Here is a 19,506-nt window from a genome sequence, read left to right on the forward strand (position 1 = left end):
TTCCGGAGTTATAAAGCTCTACAATTGTATTTTTAAATTCTTCTGTATATTGTTTTTGACCTCTAGCCATCATAACACTTCCTTCTCTTTTCTTTATTTTAAAGTGTTCGGCTTTCTGTGTCTACAATATTATACTAACACCACTTCTAAATACATCTCAAATATCTCCTTTAATTTAAAATATTTTATTTCAGTTCTTTTATATCAAGTATCATAAATATTAGACTCCTTAAATAAACTCAGCTGATCAGTATTTGTTTTCCCATGAAATAGTGGTCTACTGATTTAAAAGTACTATCTCATGAATCAATTCGCATTGAAATGTGGGACATTTTTGACGATTACCTGCAACCAGTCCATTATGGGGCTGCATTGACCAACTCTTTTATTAATGGTTCTAGTTGTTCAGTCATGTTATCCAAATTTTCAAAAATAAAACTCTTTTTAGTGTCGAATTTATTAATCATATCAATATTCTCTGTCATATCATTATATGACTTTTGCGATGCTAATATATAATCATTGATTTTCTTCATTCCATTAGAAGACTCCTCAATAGCATTTACAATTTCAGCATGTACATTATCAAGTTTTGCAGCAGTACTTTTTATTTCTCTAAAAATTTCATTTGTGTCACATACACTTTGTGTACCGACTTCTAAAAAGTTTTGTGAATTTTTAAACGACTGACTTAATTCTTCCATACCACTCTCTACATCCTCAACACTTTTTTTAACGAAGGTAACTAGATTTTTTATTTCACCCGATAATTTTCTTACCTCTTCTGCAACTACAGAAAAACCTTTGCCATTTTCTCCAGCTCTTGCCGCTTCAATGGATGCATTAAGTGCTAGCATATTTGCTTGATTTGCAATACCTACAATTCCATTTGTACATTTTTTAATTTCATCAACCGAACTCTGCAACATTTGAAAAACATTGTCCATCTCATTAAAACTAGCACTTACTCTGTTAGTATTCTCCATTACAACATTTTCTTGTGATTCTGCTCTACTAATGGATTTGATAATATCATTTTTCACTTCATTAGATCCTCCTGAAGTAGTAACTATCTTAGAAAGAATATTGTGAAAATTATTATCAATCTCTTCATTTAGTTTCGAATTGTCATTTAAAACTTTTCCAAATGACAATTGAATTTTACGAATCTGATCCGAAGTATTTAATTCTTCTACAGTTAAGTTTTCAAAACATCTACTAAGATACTCAATGGCATATAAAATAGGAGAAATATCTTTTACTTCCTTTAATTCATTATTTATATCTATATTTTCAATTTCATCTTGATTCTTCATATTAATATTAAACAATTTCATCTTGATTCCACCTCCAAATTTATTCAAATGCAACACATACCATTGTTTGGTTTACATGTTGTGAATTAAAATGTTCTCCCATTGCTATTAATCCAACATGATTATCAGCAAAATTCATTGTTTTTAAATAATCTGCCCAATAATTTTCTTCTTTAAAAAATAAATATCGATTTATACAGTTCATAGTAAAAATTCCAGAAACATTACGAAGGTCTTTCTTAACTCTTGCTATAGTATTATTAACAACCTTTTTATAATCATCTATTTCTAAAATTGAAACAATATCTGTATTATTTATGCGTTTATAGCATTTTAATGCTTTATCGTGCATTTGACTAATACCCATTATGTAAAACTGATCTCCTACCCATCTCCCTAATGGATTTTTAAACGTTTGTGTATTTATCTCTCTTGGGGAGATATTAAGATATTCACAATAAACAGATTCCGCCTTTTTCCCATTTAATTCATATATAATGTGATTTTTAGAATCTGCTTTAGTTACCACCATTTTTAAATCCGTTGGTTTATATATATTTTCTATATAAGCTTTTATCTTTCCATTATTCTTGATAAACGCATATGCACAAGCATCTTCATAGATAACACCATTGCATGAAACCATATTATTCTCAGCACCAGTACCTATTAAAGAAATGTTCTTAGGTTCTAACGCACTTCCTAAAGTTGTCATTAAGCGACTATCATTTCCTGTAGCGAAATCAATGCAAACAGTATTTTCTGATTCTGCTTTTATTTTCTTTATATCATCTTCTACTCTATTAATATACTTAACAGGCACGCTAGAAAGTTCTAATATAACATTAGTCGCAACACCCGTACATTCAGAAAACGCAATTGCCGTCACACCATTTTCAACCGTTGCAAATTTGCTGTAACTTGTACAAGCACATCCTATACTTGGAATTCCAGGATACAATTGTTTTAATTCGTCTACATATTCTTTGAACTTATTTTTGTTTGATAATAATATAATTAATGAAGGATTACTAAATCCCTTTACTGCTTCAGATAATTTACCCTCAGTACTTGTTCCTATTTGTTGTTTCATAAATACTCTCCTTTCAAAATTCCATTAAAATATTCCTCTAATTTTTCTATATTCCTTGCTTCCATTTTCATTTTGCTCTACAAGTGGTATTAATCCAATTTCTTCACAAATATTGCAATGCATATGTGGACATTCAAAATTGTCTACCTATATCTGCAATTGCCATGTTTTATTTCTTTGAATTTTAGTCTATCACTTGAAGCTAACTCCAAGTCAAGTACTATTTTCATATTTCTTCCAAATTAATCATCCTATATATACAATATTCTAATTTCTATATTTTTCCATAAGTTCACACATAATACTCGCTGATGTAGGTGGTGTAAAAGTAATCGCATTTGCTCCTGCTTGAATTGTTTCATTTATAGATTCATCCGTAGTTCCCCCAGTAGCTATTATGGGGAGCTCTGAAAATTCACCTCGTATACTTCTAACTATTCTTGCTGTATCCCTTCCTCCAGAAACGTTTAATATTGTTGCTCCAGATTTGACCCTCTCAGCTATATCTTCATTCTCCGAAACAACGGTTACTATAATCGGTATATCTATAGTTGCTCTAACTCTGCTGACAACTTCATTGCTTGTAGGCGCATTTACAACTACTCCCATCGCACCTTTAAATTCTGCATCCATAGCTAAATTTACAACTCTTTTTCCTTGAGTTATTCTTCCACCTACACCACAAAATACTGGAACATCCGCTGCCATAACAATAGCTTGTGTTATTAACGGCTGCGGTGTAAAAGGATATACTGCTATAATCGCATCTGCATTATTATTTCTTATCAATGCAACATCAGTACTAAATAATAATGACTTTATTCTTTTCCCAAAAATCTCAATTCCACTACAATTTCTTATAACTGAAGGTACCTCAACCACATGATTTCTCAATGTACCCTTTATTCGTGGAATATACTTACCTTTTTCATTTTCCATAATTTTCTCAACTCCATAAAATTCAACTCATATTGTTTTAAGATGGTTTTCTCTTAACGTTTTTTTGTACGTTTCTCAATAATAAGTAGTAATTGCATTAAAACAAAAATGCTATTTGCATTTATTCCGCAATAGCATTTTGTCCATAAAATTTAAAAACCATTTGTAATTATGACTACTAGTAAAATTTTAAATAATTCCCTTTCTTGTTGCCATTGCTATATTCTTCTCAAATAAAAAATAAATACAACTCATATTGGCTTACTTTTCACACTTATTTTGGTGGTACTCCTGGTAGTCCCGGACCATTATCAAACAGCTTAGAAACACCTTTCAAGTGTTCTGTTATTTGTATATGTTGTGGACATACATTTTCACATGCTTTACATCCAATGCAATCCCCAGCTTTACCATATGTAGCTGCAAAATTTAGATAATAAGTATACAAACTAGAAGCATTTTCTGTAGTAGCCCTTTTTGCGCTATTATATAACGAAAAATAGTCAGGAATTGCAATTTTCTTAGGACATCCATCTACACAGTACCTACAAGTTGTACAAGGAATTACTGTATTTTCATTTATAATATCAATTACTTGTTTTATAATCTCATATTCTTCATTATTAAGAGGTCTAAAGTTCTCCATATAAGATGTATTATCAATTACTTGATCCATATTACTCATACCACTAAGTACCATCATTACTCCTTCTTGGCTAGCAACATATCTTATTGCCCAAGACGGAACAGATACATCTTGATTATATGTTTTCATCAACTTTTCTGCAGCTTCCGGTACAATTGCAAGATTACCACCCTTACAAGGTTCCATTACAACAATAGGCTTATTGTATTTTCTTGCCACTTCATAACATCTTCTTGATTGAATACTTGGATTATCCCAATCAATGTAATTAATCTGCAGCTGAACAAAATCTAATTCAGGATGATCGTTTAAAATTTCATCTAATAGCTCTGGAGAATCATGAAAAGACATACCAAGTTTCTTTATTATTCCTTCATCCTTCTTACTTTGAAGAAATTTAAAAGTATCAAACTTGCATGCCTTTTCATATGAACCTCTACTAATACTGTGAACTAAGTAATAATCAAAAAAGTCTACTCCACATTTTTTTAATTGATCATCAAAAATTCTTTCTTGATCGCCGTATTCTTTTAAAACTCTTGGCGGAAGTTTTGTTGCAAGAGTAAATTCATCTCTATTATGTCTTTTTACTAAAGCTTCCCTTACAGCATCTTCACTCTTTGAAGCGTGATATGTATATGCCGTATCAAAATATGTGAAACCTCTTTCTAAAAATGCATCTACCATTTTATTTAATGTTTCTGTATCAAATGAGGTTTGATCCTGTTTATCTAAAATCGGCAATCTCATACATCCAAAACCCAGTTTTTTCATTTCCATTTTACTCCTTTCTACAATTTCATTATATAAAGTTTGTTTACCTTATAATTTTCGCAATTTGTTCCTTGGTAGAATTAGGAAACAGCTTATAGATATGCTCTTCTAATAATTCTTTTGATTCCTTAGGTACTATGTTATATCTTGATGTAACAAAATCTTCTCCAAAAACTTTTTCACTAAGAGAGTATCTGGCTGCACTCCATCCATATGGCCGCCCAAATTTATCAACTTTATATTCAAAACATTTTACTGTAACATAAGTCTGCATTTGCAAAGTTGTCATAGCTGTTTCAAAACCTGAATACCAATCTTTTTTAAAGCCAAGTAAATTTTTTATTTCCTTAGAAAGAAAGGAATCCTTTGTTTGAAGCAAATCCACAATTATTTTACATTCATAAGAAGAAAGTCCATCTTCATAACGCGCGTCAAAATCATAACCATTACGTCTATAGTTCGCTAAATCAGGATACCATCGTCTGCTTACAAAACCTGTTTTTTTATTAAAGAGTTTTCCATAAGCTATTTCTCCTTTTTCAGTAATTATCTCTCTCCACTCCCAAGGACCTTCTACACCATCTACAAACCAAAGATCCGAAGGTGTACAATCCTCAACAGAAAATCCATTAATTTCTGATTTAAAGAGCGGAAGAAATCCTACTTCATTAATCAATTGTTCTAATTCAATAGCACTAGTAATTAAGGGCGGCTTCATAATTAATCCTTCTTCCTAAGAATAATACCTTTGTAATTAGGCATATAAAAGAAAATAACAAGTCAAATATACTGACAGATGGACTTGTTATTTTTTTGATTGTGTCTTATCTAATAAAGTGTGTTCTTACAATTTCTTCATATTTTGGAGCTGGTACACCGTTCTTACGTCCAGATTCAATTGAAGCAAGTAACCATGCCATATTTTCACCAAGAGTACGTAATGTCTGTAATCCTTCCTCATCTTTCATTACATCTTCAGGTGTAAACCCATGAACCTGATTCCAGTATTGAGATGAAACAACTGGCATATTACATATAGTGAAATACTTATTTAATTGATCAAAAGTAGAAGACGCTCCTCCTCTACGACATGATACCACTGCAGCACCAAGTTTTCCTTCTGTTGCTGGTGTATCCTGAATAGGGAAAAATAAGCGGTTAAGGAATGATATTAATTGACCAGATGCTGCACCATAATATACTGGTGAACCAATAATAATAGCATCAATTGTATCCATTCTACCTTGAACCTCAGTAGCTAAATCATTTTTTACGCATTTTCCTGTTTTAAGACATGCCATACAAGCTGTACAACCTGCAATCGGCTTTTTTCCAAGATATAAAATTTCTGTTTCAACATTATGCTTATTTAATGTTTTTTCTACCTCATTAAGTGCAGTATAAGTACATCCTTTTTCGTTTGGACTTCCATTAATTAATAATACTTTCATTACATTTTCTCCCTTAGTTTTATGATCATTTCATAAAACTTTCTTTTTTAATTATTTAAATCATTTTTATAATTTTAAAATAAATAAATCTAGAAGCTAAAATTTACCATTGTGAATATTCTGAAAAGGTAGATTTTTTTCTAAAATTTCAAGTTTGAACTCTCCTTTATGACCTAATGCAACTACATTAAGTACTCCATAATTTGATGGAATTCCAAGTAGTTCCTGAATATCTTCTTCAGCAGTTCCAACTTGTCCATCTCTGCCTCTCATGTGAATCCAACAAGCGCCCACTCCAAGTTCTTCAGCTGCTAGCAGCAAATAGGTAGCAGCGACAGCTCCATCTTCAATCCATAGTTCACAATCACTTCGATCAACAATCACCACAATAGCTACACTTGCATCTTTGAGTGGCCCAGCACCCATTCTCTTGCATCGAGCTAATTTTTCAATAGTAATTTTATCTTCAACTATAACAAACTCAACTGAATGTCTCCCCCAAGATGACGGTGCTAACAAAGCAATTTTCATTATTTCATCTACTGTGGCCTTGTCAACTCTTTCACCAGTAAGTCTTCGGATAGAACGGCGTTTTTTGCAAGATCTAAAATCATAATTTCCCTACTAAATATTCATACTTATCTATCAGATAAAAGCTTTCCACCAACTCCTATGTTGTCCTGCTCATTTTCTTTTATTTGCACAATAAATGCCTGTTCCGGTACATTCATAACCTTTGATGCTGTTGCTGTAAATTCTTTTACTATCTGGCTTTTCTGTTCTTTATTTAATTTTCCTGCTTCTAAAGTAATTACTGGCATATCTTTTCCTCCTCTAATCTAATTTTTATTAGTGATTTCAATTACTTATATAGATAATTTATGTTAATCTGCTATTTTATTAAATTTAAACCTAGTTCAAATGCTTTTTGACAATCTACAGGAAATTGTCTTTTTCTATGTTCTGCTTTTTCTTCTTCAGAAAATGCGTCAGATTTATATTTTGAATAATCATCAAATTGATAAGTATCATTTGAATACATAACTACTGGTTTTGTAAACATGCGTTCAATATTACCTTCAAATTTATTAAAATCATCCATATATCTAGAGCCATACATATATCCTTCTGTTACATTCATTGTATAAATAAATGCTGTTGGCATTCTCTTTGGTGCAATTGTTGAATAGTTTCCATCATACACCAAGTAAGGGAATACTAATCTTTCAATAAATGAATGAAGTTGACCGGTAATACTACTAAAATATATTGGTGATCCAAATATGATGCCATCAGCTTGAGATAATTTTCCAAAAACTTCATAAAGATCATCTTTTACTGCACATTTTCCATAGCTCTTACTGCCAATTCTTTTACAAGCAAAGCAACTTTTACATCCAGTATATTTCAAATCATATAAATTAATTATTTCTGTTTCCATTTCTTTATCTTTATTTGCCTCTCTAGCTCCCTCTAAAGCCTTTTCAAGTAATGTAGCTGTATTTTTATTCTTTCTTGAACTTCCATTAATTGCATAAACTTTCATAATTAAAACTCCTCTCGTATATATTATTAATCCTTAATTTTTCTGTCTCCTACCAAATAAATTTATAACAAAAGCAATTAGTATCATAGCTAATCCTAGAATACATACTCCGCTCCAATTATATACGCTCCACGCCACAGAGCCTAATGAAGATCCTATAGCACCTCCAACAAAAGTACTTACAATGTAAACAGTATTTATTCTGCTTCTTTCCTCATTACTCAAACTATGAATTATAGTTTGATTTGAAACCTGTGATCCTTGGACTCCAAAATCTAAAATTATTACTCCTATTATTAATCCCAAAATCTTCAAACTGAAAAGATCCAAAATCACATATGCAATTATGCAAATAACAATACATACTCTAACTATACTTCTAGAATCTTTTTTATCGTTTAATCTGCCAATAAAATGTGCTCCCAAAGCTCCAACTACTCCAAACAAACCAAAGAGTCCAACTTGATTACTATTCATATTGTACATAGAACCTTCTAACAAAAAAGTTAGTGTTGTCCAAAAAGCACTAAAAGCTCCAAATAACATTGCTTGCGTAATAGCTGATCTCTTTAATGCACTATATTTATTTGAAATACTTAAAACGGATTTTATGAGTTCCTTATAAGTTAATTTTTCATATGAGTTAGTTACAGGTAATTTAACATATAAAGCTATACCTACTATTGCCATTAAAATTGCACCAAAAACAAACATCAATCTCCATCCTGCCAAATATCCTATGTAACCTGATACAGTTCTTGCTGATAAAATACCTATTAGCATTGCACTTACCACAATTCCTAATACTTTTCCTCTTTTTTCTGGTTCAGCCAGCTGTGCTGCAAGAGTTGTTATTATCGGCGGAATACATGAAGTTAATCCTACTGCAAAACAAGAAATATACATCCAAATTAAATTTTGAGCCGAAGCAACACTTAATAGTGATATTGTTACTAATACATTTAGTGTTAATATTATTTTTCTTTTTTCCTTTATATCTCCTAAAGGAACGACCATAAATACTCCTGCTGCAAATCCTAGCTGTGTAAATGTGGATATAAATCCTGCTTCCCGAGATGTTATACTAAATGATTTAGCAATTTCTCCCAGCAAGGGCTGATTATAATAAATATTTGCTGATGCTATTCCTGCAACAAGAGCTAACAGTATAATAAATCCTTTAGTTAAAGTTGTTGTTTTCTTTTGTTTTTCTATTTGTACATAATCCATCTCTATATGCAAAATCCTCCTTGTATCTTTATATTTGAAAAATATAAACTTTCAATTTTTTTGTATAATTGGTTCTCTAACAAACTAAGCTTATTATTTTTCTGTTAAAACTCGATTTGAGCAGCAGTCGATGCTGATAAATCAAAAACCTCAGATGCTACTGCATTAAGCTGCACATGATATGGATTATTTATAAACGCATTCCAATCCTCTTTATTTTTAAAATCTGCAACTAAAGTTATTGCATTTTCAGTACCATACCAGCCAAGATTTTTTCCTACAGTAAGTTGAATTATTTCTGGAACATTTTCTTCCAATAAGCGTAGAGCATTTATCTTTTCATCTACTTTTTCTTCTGCTACCCCTTTTTTTATAGAACCTACAAAAATATGTTTTACCATTTTTTCTCCTCCAATCAATTTTTATAAAACAAATATTAATCCATTATCATTAATACATCGTTTCCTTTTTTTCATCTTATTTCTTATTTCAATAGCTAATTAAAAATTCACATTAACTAACGAACGAATTTCATTAATCAATATCGCCAGCGTTATAAGGTTTATTTATATACAATTTCATGCTCTTTTCGATTTATATACATTTCCCAATACTTCTCAGCAATCAGTTGTGGGTCAAAATGAGTATTTGGAGCAACATTTCCCATAATTGTAACTGTTCCAACAAAAATACCCTGTTCTTCAAGTTCTTCTGCTAACGTGAAAGCTAAAGCGCGTAAAGCAGCTTTTCCTGCAGAAACTGCAGCAAATTCAGGTACTGGATGTAATCCAAACCCTCCCCCTGTAAGTAGAATAGTTCCTTCTTTTTGAGCCAACTGACTTGGAAGAACTTGCTGAACCGAATGAAGAGCATTCGCAACATCAACTTGGTAATGTTCCATAAGTATCTCTGAACTTAAAGAAGTTGGTTGCCCTGCCTGTAAGCTCGCAGCATTATAAACTAATACATCAATTGTTCCATATTTCCCTGCGATTTGCTCAAAAGCTTTTGTAAGTGATTCAGTGCTTGAAGCATCTGCGACTTGTGCATAGGACTCAACACCTTCTGTACTTAACTCTTGCACATATTGCTTTAGTCTATCTTGGTTACGAGAAACTAACACTACATTGAAATCATTCCTACCGAATTTTTTAGCAACATGATTTCCTATACCAGGGCCTGCTCCAACGATAACTATATTTTTTTTACTCATAAATATTTCCTCCAAAAACTTATTTACATTCCTCTCTATACGTTCCTTCCCATTTCATAAGCCTCTTTCATGGCTGGATGTCCTTTAATATCTCCCATATTCCAAGCACCTACTCCATAAATAATGCCTTTCTCTTTTACTCCACTCAAACAATCAGTAAATCCTCTGAATCCTTCTATTGTCCTTCCCATTGCCTGCTTTCTTCCATCCATAGCAGTTACAATAAAGTAAAACTCTTTATTACTAACTTGGGTATGTCTAGCATAAGTTCTATCTATAAGTGTTTTCATATGTGCATCCATAGTATAAAAATACACAGGCGTTGCCATTACAATCACATCCGCTGCAATCATTTTATCCAGAATTTCAGTCATGTCATCCTGTTGAATACATTTGCCTTCATCCCCTCTACAGGAATCACAAGCCATGCAATAATTAATTTCCTTATCATTTAAAAAAATTTTTTCTGCCTGGTTACCGGCTTCTTTTGCACCAAGCACAAACTGATCACATAGCATGTCGGAATTTCCTTCCTTTCTTGGACTAGCAGATAGCACTAAAATTTTTTTATTCATTAATATCATCCTTTCCATAACTAATAGCTTTTTGCTTATAAATACACTATTTCATTCTTAATTATTTGTTAATTCAAATTTTCAAATGAAGATTTATTTAAATTAATTTAATTATTATTTTTAACTAATTTAAATGAATACTCTAAACTTTCTTGATTCAATTAGAATTATATGATAAGATGAAACATAACTCAAATACACAAATAGTGATGAGGTGATAACTTTATAGTTATGAACATTAATATTAATAACTTAAAAATTTTTATAAGTGTAGCAGATGAGAAAAGTATTACCGAGACAGCAAATAATCTTTATATTTCTCAGCCTGCTGTTAGCAAAGCAATTAAGAATTTAGAGGATGAATTAAGCGTAAAACTATTCAAGAGAGACAAAAGGAATGGACTTATCATTACAGATGTCGGAGAAAAAATTCTATTGTTAGCACGACAAATGATGAACATTGAAAACAAAATCTATCAGACTGCTTTTCGAGATAATAATTTTCTTGGATCAAAGGTCAAAATAGGATCAATTCCAATTGCTTCTGCCGTAATTCTTTCTAAAGCAATTGCTACTTTTAAACAAAAATATCCTTTTGTAATTATTGAATTATTAGAAGGAAGTTCAAATGAAGTTCAAAAAATGGTAGACGAACATGTTGTTGATTTCGGTATCGGGATTTCTCCTTTTAACGACTTGGACTATCAGGTATTGGTTGAAGATAAAATGGTAGGGATTATTGTTGAAAAGAAAGATGCAGTGAGTATTGACTTAAACGAAGAGCAAAATAACTTAATCTTTTGTAAATCGGGACAAGAAGCTGCGATAAACCAATTACGTAAAGACCACAAAATCAGCTTCAATGAAAGCTTAATTGTGCAAAACGGAGAAACCGTAGTTAACATGGTGAAGAATGGGGTTGGTAAAGGCGTGATTTCTAAATTTGTCTTGTCTTCTATACCCCATGATTTAGCTATTTGTGATATCTATCCACCAATTAAAATGGAAATAGGATTAATTGCACATTCCTTCGATGATTTGACTCCAGTAGCTTCAGAATTTATAAGAATAATATACAGTGTTATCTAAATAGAAATTCATATCCCCCTTGAGATATGCATAAATTTGCCTATCTCAAGGGGGATAATCAAGCATTCTGTGATGTAATATTATAACACAGTCTCTTTCCTGTATCTATCTCATCTTATAGAATATAGTTTATTGTACTAACAATGAACCTCTGTTCCAATATCCTTCTTGAACAGACACTTTTGTAATTCCAAAATCAACAGTTCTATTTAATTATTATTTTTAGCTAATATAAAATGAACAATCTAAACTTCTTCCTTGATTCAATTAAAATTGTATGCTAAGATATTACATAACTCAAATCCACAAATGATACTGATGTGATAACTTAATAGTTATGAATATTAATAATTTAAAAATTTTTATAAGTGTAGCAGATGAAAAAAGCATTACCGAGGCGGCGAATAATTTGTATATTTCTCAACCTGCTGTCAGCAAAGCAATAAAAAATTTAGAGGATGAACTAACTGTAAAGCTGTTCCAAAGAGATAAAAGAAATGTACTTCTCATTACGGATGTCGAAGAAAAAATTCTATTGTTAGCACAACAAATGGTTATGAAAACAAAATCTATTAGACAGCCTTTCGGGATAATACTTTTCTTGGATCAAAAGTAAGAATAGGATCAATTGAAATTGCTTCTACCTTAATTCTTTCTAAAGCAATTTCAATTTTCAAACAAAAGTATCCTTTTGTCAGTGTTGAATTGTTAGAAGGAAGTTCAGATAAAGTCAAAAAATGGTAGAAGATAATATTGTTGATTTTGGTATCGGAATTTCTCCTTTCCATTTCTTAATATTTTTACAACTACTAAATATGCGTATAAGTTCTAAATATTGAGTGTATTAACATCTAGTTTAACTAAATGCAATAGTTTATACGTAAATTTTTAATCAAACTACAGTGATTATTCAACCTCTAAATTATTATATGAACTTCTAAACCTAAATGAAATGGATGCAATAATTACAGTAATCACTGCAAATAAAGCTCCAGTCCAGCTAAGAGTTAATATAGATGAACCTTCTACAACAATTCCTCCAATTGCAGATCCTCCCGCAAAAGCTAACTGCGTAATTGAATTATTAAGACTGAGCATTATTGCTGATGCTTCTGGTGCCAATGAAATAATGTTAAGCTGCTGAACTGAACCAACTGTCCAAGTTGCTATAGCCAATAAAATAAGCAATATCACTATAATCCACGTAGATCCAGTGGTAATTGATAATATAAGCGCAATTGCTTGAAGCAACATACCACCAATTATACTATCTCCCAAGTATCCTCCCAGCTTATTTCCTATTAAAGTAGCAATTCCAAAAGCAAGAAGAGTCGTACTTATCATCTGTTCGCTCATTGATGAAATTAGCTTTAATGAAAGGAGTAATATACGAATATAGTACAGAATATCCTGCAATCCAAAAGAACGAAATACCCATAGTGAGTAAAATTTTAGGACTCTTCAAAAGAGCTATTTGTTTTCGTATAGGTACTACTTCCTCACCCTCTGTAGATGGAATTGTTAATTTTACCAGTAAAATTGACATCAGACTAAAAATCCCAGTAAACCAAAATATAGCTTTCCAACCAAACACTCCATTTAAAACACGCCCCATTGGTAGTCCCAAGATAAGAGCAGCATTGGCTCCTGTCACAAGTGTATAAATTGCCCTTGCTTGACGTTCAGGTTCCGCTAGTTTTGCCACTACAGTAAAACTAGTAACAAAAAAAACTCCAACCCCGATAGCAAGTATAATGCGGGCGACAAGTAATAAAGCATAGTTAGGAGAAATAAGCATCATAATGCTCTCAAGCATAACGAAAGAAAAAGAAATCATTAATACCTTACGTCGATCCATACTAGCCATGGCAGTTATGGTAATTGGAGTACCAATGGCGCCAGCAATGGCAAATACTGTAATCAGTTATCCTGCCGCCGATATTGATATATTGACAGATTTAGCAATTTTGTCTACCACACCTACTATAACGAACTCTGATATGCTTGTTACAAAGCAAATAAGCGCCAATATGTAAATTTTCATAGTGTTTTTCATTTTTTAAATCAATTTCTTTCACATTTGTAAAATATTTAAACTATTTTTCTATTAAATTTATAAAAAAAAGTAAAATTCCCATTAACTAAATTATTAATATTTTCATTTTGTATTATTGCTTGATTATCTTTCGCATTAAAAAAAGTCAACTTTACAGTGCCTTCATGTTGTTTTTATATATTTTCCAAGCTTTGTCTAACATAAGTTAGATAGTGAACACTAAGATTCAAAAAAGATAAACTTAAATATATGTTATTTCTGATCTATGGTATGACCTTCATAAAATGCTTATGTAATCAAACTTATATGGACTATTAATCCATATTATAAGACGGCGTTTTTTTAATTTTTAAAGCTAACATATTAATGCAAATAGTCCACTGAAATTGATGTTTGTACAGAATAAATAACCTTTATATAAAAATATTCTCAGATATTATTGGCTCAAATTAACAGTTGGCTTTTTAATAGTATATATATATATATATTCATAATAAACTTCAGTCAATTTTTTCTCTATATCCATTTCACTTTCTCCGCCTTTTATCATTCGAGTACCATGATAAGGATATGTAGTATCTATATAATTAACCCCTTCATCAATAGCATGGTGAATAAGCTCTTATAAATGCGAACTTTCATTTCCATTTACAGTCATTAACTATCTCTGTATAGTTTTGCATTATCTGCAAAACATAATATTTATTTCTTAGCAAGGCGTGCACCAAGCTCAAACGCTTTACTACAATCAATAGGAAACTGTTCTGCCTTGACCTTTGCTTTATGTTGTTCGTTCCAAAGAGAAGCCTCATATTTAGAATAATCATCGAACTGATATGTGTCATTACTTGTAAAAACTTCTGAAGGTGCTCCTAAGCGCTCCAACAGAGTTTTATAACTATTAAATAATCTTTCATATCCAAATTTATCCATCATAGCTATAGAAAAATTCATAGTATAAACGAATCCAGATGCTGAGAGCTTTCCTGGAAAAGTAGAACGATTTTCAGTATTATAAGTCATACTAGAAAAGAAAAGACGTTCTAAAAAGCATAGCATTTCTCCAGTAATATTTCCAAAATAAATCGGTGTTCCTAATAAAAGCACATCACAATTTATGATTTTTTCCAGTACATTTGTAAGATCATCCTTCATGGCACAATGGCCTAATACACCACCCTTTCTTTTACAAGCAAAACAACTGCTACACCCCTTATAATTTAACTCGTAAAGGTTAATCAGCTCTGTATCAGCTCCTACAGAAGCTGCACCATCTAATGCTTTCTTTAAAAGCGTAGCAGTATTCCATTGTTTTCTCGGACTTCCATTCACAGCAATTACCTTCATAAAAAATTCTCCTTCCAATCCTATCCGTTGTGTCAATACATTACATTTGATACTAAATGTATTTATTTTATCAAACTTACCCCTAGTTCAAATGCCTTCTGACAATCTATAGGAAATTGTACTTTCCTATGTGCTGCCTTTTCCTCTTCAGAAAACGCATCAGATTTATATTTTGAATAATCATCAAATTGGTAGGTATTATTCGAATACAGAACTGATGGCTTTGTAAATGTACGGGCAATAAACGCTTCCCAATCATTAAATGCCGACATATAGTTAGATCCATTCATAAATTCTTCTTGCACATTCATTGTATAAATAAATGCTGTTGGCATCTTCTTTGGTGTAATTATTGAATAATTCTTATCATACACCAAATAAGGGAATATCAATCTTTCAATAAGTGAATGAAGTTGCCCTGTAATACTGCTAAAATATATTGGCGACCCGAATATAATGCCATCCGCTTGTGATAGTTTTTCTAAAATTTCATAAAGATCATCTTTTACAGCACATTTCCCATAACTTGGAGCACCAATTCTTTTACAGGCGAAACAGCTTTTACATCCAGTATATTTAAAATCATATAAATTGATTATCTCTGTTTTTACTTCTTTACCTTTATTGGCTTCTACAACTCCATCTAAGGCTCTTTGAAGTAATGTTGCTGTATTTTTATTTTTTCTTGGACTTCCATTAATTGCATAAACTTTCATCATAAAAACTCCTCTCGTATATTCTATAAAATATTAATCTTTTTATCTTCTACTAAATAAAAATAAATTTATAGCAAGAGCAATTAGAATCACGATTAATCCCAAAATACATGCTCCGCTCCAATTATAAATTAATTTAAATTAATAATTTAAACTTCCTTTTCTTGATTCAACTAGAATTATATGATAAAATTATTCATAACTCAAATACATAAATAGTGATGAGGTGATAACTTTATAGTTATGAACATTAATATTAATAACTTAAAAATTTTTATAAGTGTAGCAGATGAAAAAAGCATTACCGAAGCAGCAAATAATCTTTATATTTCTCAGCCTGCTGTTAGCAAAGCAATTAAGAATTTAGAGGATGAATTAAGCGCAAAACTATTCAAGAGAGACAAAAGAAATGGACTTATCATTACAGATGTCGGAGAAAAAATTCTGTTGTTAGCACGACAAATGGTGAATGTCGAAAACAAAATCTATCAGACTGCTTTTCGAGATAATAATTTCCTTGGATCAAAGATCAAAATAGGATCAACCCCAACTTCTTCTAACTTAATTCTTTCTAAAGCAATTTCTATTTTCAAACAAAAATACCCCTTTGTATTTATTGAATTATTAGAAGGAAGTTCAAATGAAGTCCAAAAAATGGTAGAGGAGCATGTTGTGGATTTTGGTATCGGAATTTCTCCTTTCAACGATTTGGAATACCACATATTAGTTGAGGATAAAATGGTTGGAATTATTGTTGAAAAGCAAGATTCAGTGAGTATTGACTTAAACGAAGAGCAAAATAACTTAATCTTTTGTAAATCAGGACAAGAAGCTGCGATAAACCAATTACGTAAAGACTACAAAATTAGATTCACTGAAAGCTTAATTGTGCAAAACGGAGAAACCGTAGTTAACATGGTGAAGAACGGGGTTGGTAAAGGCGTGATTTCTAAATTTGTCTTGTCTTCAATCCCCAATGATTTAACTATTTGTGATATCTATCCACCAATCAAAATGGAAATAGGATTAATTGCACATTCCTTCGATGATTTAACCCCAGTAGCATCAGAATTTATAAGAATCATATATAGCGTTATCAATAGAAATTAATTCACTACATAAAGTTTTTAAATTAAATTGCTAAGAAAAACACTATAATACACCTCTTATTAAATTGGTGTTTGAGATTTATTTTTTTACTTAAAAGGTAATAATCACCGATTTTATGGTGTCATCATTTTTATGAATATCGTTGTAATCTCTCAAAGGCCATTTTATATCAGTATAACATCATATAACATCAAAATGTTTAAGTGCATCCTTTATTGCTTCCACCTTATGAGCTGGTGCTGGTTTGTATGGGTGTTTCAATTCTTCAACTGCGTTAGGTGCATCATACATAGGTAAACCAAGTGAACGCTTAACCTCAGCAATATAGGCAGTATGCACTTTAAAGCCGTATTTTTCTTCTACATAGGTCTGTATCATTGAGTAAGTTACTCGCTCTGTTAGCCTATCAACACCGTCCTCATACTCCATTCTTACGCTAATAAAACTATCTGCATTTTTGTGGGATAATAGGACAACCGTCTCCACATGCGGTGAGTGTTGGCTACTACAATAAGCTTGTCTTTCAAACTCTATCCCATTTTCAAGGACAAATACAAAATGCTCTGGTGATTTTATAATTACTTTATTTACAAGGGCAGTAAATATATCTTCATCAAACTCTTTCATACCTTCTCCATTTTCATTCAATATCTTTGAAATGTTTTTAAGCCTTTGCTTATAATCTGAATCCTTCAAATTCTCTTCTTCAAGATTAATTTTCTCATCATTCAGCTTATCAATTTCACCTTTAATTCTTTGGTATTCCTCATCGTAATATTTCTCATCTATTTTGCCTCTTAATTGAAGCTGTATTAAGTTCTTTAAGTCTTGTTCAAAAATTCCTATTTGCCCTATTATATCATTAATCTTATTTACACTTATATCTTTTTCAAGAACTTTTTCTATATTAGCCATAAAGGTTTTAAAAAAAGAACTCTTATCCTCAACCATATCATTATATAGCTGGACAAAAATTCTTTTCAATACTTCATCGCTTACTGCTTTTGCAGAGCAATTCTCTATTCCTTTAATGTAATTGTTACACTGCCACATTATTTTTTCAGAAGGTGTTCCTGAATTCCAAGTTCTTCTCTTTAGTGTTCTTCCACATTTATCGCAGAATAGCTTACCGCTAAAAGCATACTTATTTGTGTATTTAGTCCTATCTTTATTTTTACCACTGGATATTTCAAATCTCTTTTTCTTTTCTTCCTGAACTGCATCAAATATTTCCTTTGAAATTATAGGCTCATGGTTATTTTCAATCTTATACATTGGTTCTAAATTCTTATTTTTTACCCTTTTATGGCTTAAGTAATCTACAGTAACCGTCTTTTGGAGAAGTAGCACTCCATAATATTTTTCATTACTCAAAATTTTACTGATTGTTGAACCATGCCATGTAGTTCCTCCAGTTACAGTTTTTATTCCATCTGCTTCAAGTCCCTTCGCAATTGTTGAATATCCACTACCTTCTAAATATTCTTTATAAATCCTTTTTATAATTTTAGCTTCTTCTTTATTTATAACAAGGTTTCCTTTTTCATCTTTATCATATCCATGAAGTCTAGTAGTATTGCAAATTGTAACTCCATCTTTAAATCTCTTTTTAATTCCCCACTTTGAATTTTCGGAAATACTCCTGCTTTCTTCTTGTGCAATAGAACTCATCATGGTAAGCACCAATTCCACCTTTGGGTCAAAGGAATATATATTTTCCTTTTCAAAGAATACTTCAACTCCAATGTTTCTAAGCATCCTTACGTTATTTAAGCAATCAACTGTATTTCGTGCAAACCTTGAAATTGACTTTGTTAAAATCAGGTCTATCTTTCCGTCTTTACAATCCTTAATCATTCTGTTAAACCCAAGTCTATTTTTAACATTTGTGCCGCTTATACCTGCATCAGTATAAATCTGAATAAACTCCCATTCTGAATTTTCCTTTATCTTTTTAGTATATTCACTTACCTGTGCATCATAACTTTTCATCTGTTCTTCCGAGTCTGTACTTACCCTACAGTAAGCACAAACCCTCCTTTTATTTATAATTTCTTCGCCATCATTATTGTAATTTAAAGTTATAACTGGTTCTAAAACTTGAACATTCTTTGCCATAAATTTTCTCCTCCCTTTTATTGTACTTGGCTACACACATGATATAATTAGTGGTGCAATAGTTCAAGCTATTTTTTTATTATCATAATATTTAAAAGACCTTCTATTTTCTCTATCTATAGCATCAAATTCCTCATCAGAAATTAAATTTCTTTCCTTTAAATTTCTTAACATATGTAAGCTTAATAAATATTCAACGTTTGGTTTATTACTCATAAAACACATTTCCCCTTTCACCCTTTAAAATTAAATTTATATAAAAAAAGATCAGGATATTTCACCTGCCT

At 31.3% G+C, this 19,506-nt stretch carries 22 protein-coding genes and 1 pseudogene; 4 read left to right on the forward strand and 19 right to left on the reverse strand.

Going from position 1 to position 19,506, the window contains the following annotated elements; genetic code table 11:
• Nucleotides 1-359: 359 nt before the first annotated feature.
• From IAI10_RS09820 to IAI10_RS09885, 13 genes and pseudogenes are all read right to left on the reverse strand, one after another.
• On the reverse strand, nt 360-1,337 hold the full coding sequence (locus IAI10_RS09820; protein WP_315673139.1) for a methyl-accepting chemotaxis protein: 978 nt from the start codon (nt 1,335-1,337) through the stop codon (nt 360-362).
• A 19-nt stretch (nt 1,338-1,356) separates the two neighbouring features.
• Entirely contained in the window at nt 1,357-2,409 is a 1,053-nt protein-coding gene (locus tag IAI10_RS09825; protein WP_315673140.1) for an FIST N-terminal domain-containing protein, read from the reverse strand.
• A 267-nt stretch (nt 2,410-2,676) separates the two neighbouring features.
• Entirely contained in the window at nt 2,677-3,348 is a 672-nt protein-coding gene (locus IAI10_RS09830) for a hydrolase (RefSeq protein ID WP_315673141.1), read from the reverse strand.
• A 274-nt stretch (nt 3,349-3,622) separates the two neighbouring features.
• The gene (locus IAI10_RS09835; RefSeq protein ID WP_315673142.1) at nt 3,623-4,774 is read right to left on the reverse strand and encodes an aldo/keto reductase; all 1,152 of its coding nucleotides are present in this window, start codon (nt 4,772-4,774) and stop codon (nt 3,623-3,625) included.
• A 37-nt stretch (nt 4,775-4,811) separates the two neighbouring features.
• Entirely contained in the window at nt 4,812-5,486 is a 675-nt protein-coding gene (locus IAI10_RS09840) for a hypothetical protein (RefSeq protein WP_315673143.1), read from the reverse strand.
• Nucleotides 5,487-5,592: 106 nt separating this feature from the next.
• Entirely contained in the window at nt 5,593-6,219 is a 627-nt protein-coding gene (locus tag IAI10_RS09845; protein WP_315673144.1) for a flavodoxin family protein, read from the reverse strand.
• 96 nt (nt 6,220-6,315) lie between these two features.
• Nucleotides 6,316-6,804: pseudogene (locus IAI10_RS09850) on the reverse strand (nitroreductase family protein); the annotation flags it as partial.
• Nucleotides 6,805-6,857: 53 nt separating this feature from the next.
• A complete protein-coding gene (gene dmpI, locus IAI10_RS09860; protein ID WP_315673145.1) occupies nt 6,858-7,040 on the reverse strand; it encodes a 4-oxalocrotonate tautomerase DmpI in 183 nt (60 codons plus the stop codon).
• A 71-nt stretch (nt 7,041-7,111) separates the two neighbouring features.
• Nucleotides 7,112-7,765, reverse strand: coding sequence for a flavodoxin family protein (locus IAI10_RS09865; RefSeq protein ID WP_315673146.1), 654 nt, complete (start codon nt 7,763-7,765; stop codon nt 7,112-7,114).
• Nucleotides 7,766-7,798: 33 nt separating this feature from the next.
• On the reverse strand, nt 7,799-9,007 hold the full coding sequence (locus IAI10_RS09870; RefSeq protein WP_315673147.1) for an MFS transporter: 1,209 nt from the start codon (nt 9,005-9,007) through the stop codon (nt 7,799-7,801).
• 92 nt (nt 9,008-9,099) lie between these two features.
• The gene (locus tag IAI10_RS09875; RefSeq protein ID WP_315673148.1) at nt 9,100-9,396 is read right to left on the reverse strand and encodes a Dabb family protein; all 297 of its coding nucleotides are present in this window, start codon (nt 9,394-9,396) and stop codon (nt 9,100-9,102) included.
• Nucleotides 9,397-9,557: 161 nt separating this feature from the next.
• On the reverse strand, nt 9,558-10,208 hold the full coding sequence (locus tag IAI10_RS09880) for an SDR family NAD(P)-dependent oxidoreductase (protein ID WP_315673149.1): 651 nt from the start codon (nt 10,206-10,208) through the stop codon (nt 9,558-9,560).
• A 35-nt stretch (nt 10,209-10,243) separates the two neighbouring features.
• The gene (locus tag IAI10_RS09885; protein WP_315673150.1) at nt 10,244-10,783 is read right to left on the reverse strand and encodes a flavodoxin family protein; all 540 of its coding nucleotides are present in this window, start codon (nt 10,781-10,783) and stop codon (nt 10,244-10,246) included.
• Nucleotides 10,784-11,014: 231 nt separating this feature from the next.
• Here IAI10_RS09885 and IAI10_RS09890 point away from each other — a divergent pair, with 231 nt between their 5' ends.
• On the forward strand, nt 11,015-11,872 hold the full coding sequence (locus IAI10_RS09890) for a LysR family transcriptional regulator (protein WP_315673151.1): 858 nt from the start codon (nt 11,015-11,017) through the stop codon (nt 11,870-11,872).
• 337 nt (nt 11,873-12,209) lie between these two features.
• Nucleotides 12,210-12,488, forward strand: a complete 279-nt coding sequence (locus IAI10_RS09895; RefSeq protein WP_315673152.1) for a LysR family transcriptional regulator — start codon at nt 12,210-12,212, stop codon at nt 12,486-12,488.
• 290 nt (nt 12,489-12,778) lie between these two features.
• Here the strand turns inward: IAI10_RS09895 and IAI10_RS09900 are convergent, their stop codons facing one another.
• Both IAI10_RS09900 and IAI10_RS09905 read right to left on the reverse strand, forming a co-directional pair.
• The gene (locus tag IAI10_RS09900) at nt 12,779-13,216 is read right to left on the reverse strand and encodes a hypothetical protein (RefSeq protein WP_315673282.1); all 438 of its coding nucleotides are present in this window, start codon (nt 13,214-13,216) and stop codon (nt 12,779-12,781) included.
• Nucleotides 13,164-13,739, reverse strand: a complete 576-nt coding sequence (locus tag IAI10_RS09905) for an MFS transporter (protein ID WP_315673153.1) — start codon at nt 13,737-13,739, stop codon at nt 13,164-13,166. The genes IAI10_RS09900 and IAI10_RS09905 overlap by 53 nt, the downstream gene beginning before the upstream one ends.
• Between IAI10_RS09905 and IAI10_RS09910 the strand changes: the two genes are divergently transcribed.
• Nucleotides 13,675-13,908 carry a hypothetical protein gene (locus IAI10_RS09910; protein WP_315673283.1) on the forward strand — a complete coding sequence of 78 codons (234 nt, stop codon included), beginning with the start codon at nt 13,675-13,677 and terminating at the stop codon, nt 13,906-13,908. The genes IAI10_RS09905 and IAI10_RS09910 overlap by 65 nt on opposite strands.
• A 722-nt stretch (nt 13,909-14,630) precedes the next feature.
• On the opposite strand, the gene IAI10_RS09915 is transcribed toward IAI10_RS09910, so the two are convergent.
• Together IAI10_RS09915 and IAI10_RS09920 are read right to left on the reverse strand one after the other, a co-directional pair.
• Nucleotides 14,631-15,275 (reverse strand): flavodoxin family protein, encoded by a 645-nt coding sequence (locus IAI10_RS09915; protein ID WP_315673154.1) that lies wholly within the window; start codon nt 15,273-15,275, stop codon nt 14,631-14,633.
• A 62-nt stretch (nt 15,276-15,337) separates the two neighbouring features.
• A complete protein-coding gene (locus IAI10_RS09920; protein ID WP_315673278.1) occupies nt 15,338-15,991 on the reverse strand; it encodes a flavodoxin family protein in 654 nt (217 codons plus the stop codon).
• Nucleotides 15,992-16,234: 243 nt separating this feature from the next.
• Here IAI10_RS09920 and IAI10_RS09925 point away from each other — a divergent pair, with 243 nt between their 5' ends.
• A complete protein-coding gene (locus IAI10_RS09925; RefSeq protein ID WP_315673155.1) occupies nt 16,235-17,101 on the forward strand; it encodes a LysR family transcriptional regulator in 867 nt (288 codons plus the stop codon).
• A 180-nt stretch (nt 17,102-17,281) separates the two neighbouring features.
• On the opposite strand, the gene IAI10_RS09930 is transcribed toward IAI10_RS09925, so the two are convergent.
• Both IAI10_RS09930 and IAI10_RS09935 read right to left on the reverse strand, forming a co-directional pair.
• Nucleotides 17,282-19,219: a recombinase family protein gene (locus IAI10_RS09930; RefSeq protein ID WP_315673156.1), complete on the reverse strand. Its 1,938-nt coding sequence runs from the start codon at nt 19,217-19,219 to the stop codon at nt 17,282-17,284.
• Between the two features lie 63 nt (nt 19,220-19,282).
• Nucleotides 19,283-19,435, reverse strand: coding sequence for an SHOCT domain-containing protein (locus IAI10_RS09935; protein WP_315673157.1), 153 nt, complete (start codon nt 19,433-19,435; stop codon nt 19,283-19,285).
• Nucleotides 19,436-19,506: the final 71 nt, after the last annotated feature.

The sequence above is a fragment of the Clostridium sp. 19966 genome (assembly GCF_032335695.1).
Classification (GTDB): Bacteria; Bacillota; Clostridia; order Clostridiales; family Clostridiaceae; genus JACTOJ01.